At 61.8% G+C, this 2,748-nt stretch carries 2 protein-coding genes; one reads left to right on the forward strand and one right to left on the reverse strand.

Going from position 1 to position 2,748, the window contains the following annotated elements; all coding sequences use genetic code 11:
- Window positions 1–874: acyltransferase family protein (locus RMO40_RS00770; RefSeq protein ID WP_309714993.1), on the reverse strand; the 874-nt coding region annotated here is incomplete at its 3' end.
- A 321-nt stretch (window positions 875–1,195) separates the two neighbouring features.
- Here RMO40_RS00770 and RMO40_RS00775 point away from each other — a divergent pair.
- Window positions 1,196–2,748: PhoH family protein (locus RMO40_RS00775; protein ID WP_309714995.1), on the forward strand; the 1,553-nt coding region annotated here is incomplete at its 3' end.

Genomic DNA, 2,748 nt, shown 5'->3' on the forward strand with positions numbered 1-2,748 from the left:
CCACGGGCCGCAGCGACAACAGATACTTGGACGCGACGTTATCGCCTCGCTCACCCGATGCGATTACCAGTCCCGCTCCTACGCAGGGCAGCAACGCCGACCATCCGGGAAAGGGAGTGTCAGGACCAAACACAAACAGACTGGTCGCAATCAACGCAAGGCCGGCCAAGGCGCCAACGTTGCGCATCAACTCAGAGGATGGGAACGGGACGAGCTTCAAGGCCAGAACTGCGCCTATCAGCAGTTCCCAAGCGCGAGACGGCAACAAGTAGAACGCGGTCGGCGGGTGCCGCTCGACCAAGTACACCGAGAAGGCAAACGACGCCGCAATGAAGGTTGCGACTTCATATCCACGATTGAAGCGAAATCTGTTCGCGAGAAGCAGTGCGACCGGCCAAAGCAGATAGAACTGTTCTTCTACTGCGAGCGACCAAGTGTGCAGCAGAGGCTTTCGTTCTGCCATGATGTCGAAATATCCGGTGTCTTGCCAGAAACCTACATTTGACGTGAACGCCGCCGCCGACGCGATGGTGTGGCCGAGTGCGGCGCGCTCGCTGGGAACCAACAGCCACAGGCCGAGAATCCACGTTGAGATGAGGACCGTGAACAAGGCCGGTAGGATGCGCTTGGCTCTCCGGACGTAAAAGTGAGCAATCGAGAATGTATTGTCCGCGACGTCGGCGGCGATCAGTTTCGTGATCAGATATCCAGAGATCACGAAGAAGACGTCAACCCCGACGAAGCCGCTGTCGCCGCCAGGAAAGAGATGGAAGTGAAAGACGACCACCAGCAACACGGCGATCGTGCGGAGCCCATCGATGTCGGGTCGGTAAGAAATACTGCCCTCACGCGCGGTGGCTGTTGTCGCCTGCATTCGCGCCCTCTCTCTGCCAAGTGCAATGGATGTGGTTCGGTATCAAGTCTGCGGCAGTTGTGGACACGGGTCATCCCTCAAGCCAGGGACAAAGAGACAACCCAGCGCGGGTGTGGGTCCTGGAGCCGCGTTTTCTCCCGGCATTTTGTTTTTCAACCACGCTCTCCTCATGGCGGTTGAGTCGACACTTCTCTTGTGCATAATGGGTTTCATGCCTGTGAGTTGTGAATCCCGCATGCTCCAAACCAAGCCGCACAGGCGACTGTGCGGCTTTTTTGTTATGCGCCCTTTTAATCTTCTGCAGCCCACCTGAACCCACACATGCCACTGCCCAAGCCGCCTGTCAAACGAGCCGCCCTCCTTACCCCCGCCGACTTCGAATCCCAGGCCGCGCCCAAACCGGGCAAACGAAACCCCAAGAACGCAGCCTCCGACCCCGCCGGCCCCGCTGTGCTCGACTTGCTGGAGCCCCCGCGTGAAGCCGCCCCGCTGATTGCCAAGGTCAGCCCACCGCCAGCGCCCTTGGTCGTGCGCCCCACGGCGCCCCAGCCGCGCCGGCGCAAACCGCGCGGCACCGGCCCGGCCAAACTTTTCGTGCTCGACACCAACGTGCTGATGCACGACCCGATGAGCCTCTTCCGCTTTGAAGAGCACGACATCTACCTGCCGATGATCACGCTCGAAGAGCTGGACGATCACAAAAAAGGCATGTCGGAAGTGGCCCGCAACGCGCGCCAGGTCAGCCGCGATCTTGACGCCCTGGCAGCGAGCCTGTCGCTGAGCGAATCGGCCGACATGGCCGACGGCCTGCCGCTGAACCACACTGGCCACAAAGACGCCGGCGGCAAGCTCTTCTTCCAGACCACGCTGGTCAACGTGAGCCTGCCTGCCGGCCTGCCGCAGGGCAAGGCCGACAACCAGATCCTGGGCGTGGTGCAGGCCTTGCGCGAGCAAAACCCCAAGCGCGAGGTGGTGCTGGTGTCGAAAGACATCAACATGCGCATCAAGGCCCGGGCGCTGGGCCTGCCCGCTGAAGACTATTTCAACGACAAGACGCTGGACGACGGCGACCTGCTCTACACCGGCGTGCTGACGCTGCCCGGCGACTTCTGGGAGCTGCATGGCAAGACCATGGAAAGCTGGAACCAGGGCGGCCTCACCTACTACCGCATCAGCGGGCCGCTGGTGCCTTCGCTCCTGATCAACCAGTTTGTCTACCTTGAAGCGCCAGGCGCCGCGCCGCTCTACGCCAAGGTCACCGAGATCACCGGCAAGACCGCCGTGCTGCGCACGCTGCGCGAATACACCCACCAGAAGAATGCGGTGTGGGGCGTGACCGCGCGCAACCGCGAGCAGAACTTTGCGCTGAATCTGCTGATGGACCCGGAGTGCGACTTCATCACCCTCACCGGCACCGCAGGCACCGGCAAGACATTGATGACGCTCGCTGCCGGCCTGAGCCAGGTGATGGACGATCGCCGTTACACCGAGATCATCGTCACCCGTGTCACCGTGCCGGTGGGCGAAGACATCGGTTTCCTGCCCGGCACCGAAGAAGAAAAGATGGGCCCGTGGATGGGCGCCTTGGACGACAACCTCGAAGTGCTGTCCAAGACCGACGGTGGCGCCGGCGCGTGGGGCCGCGCGGCGACCAACGACCTGGTGCGCAGCAAGATCAAGATCAAGAGCCTGAACTTCATGCGCGGGCGCACTTTCCTGAACAAGTTCGTCATCATCGACGAGGCGCAAAACCTCACGCCCAAGCAGATGAAGACGCTGATCACCCGCGCCGGCCCGGGCACCAAGATCGTTTGCCTGGGCAACCTGGCGCAGATCGACACGCCCTACCTCACCGAAGGCAGCTCGGGTCTCAC

Source organism: Rhizobacter sp., assembly GCF_031412075.1.
Classification (GTDB): Bacteria; Pseudomonadota; Gammaproteobacteria; order Burkholderiales; family Burkholderiaceae_C; genus Rhizobacter.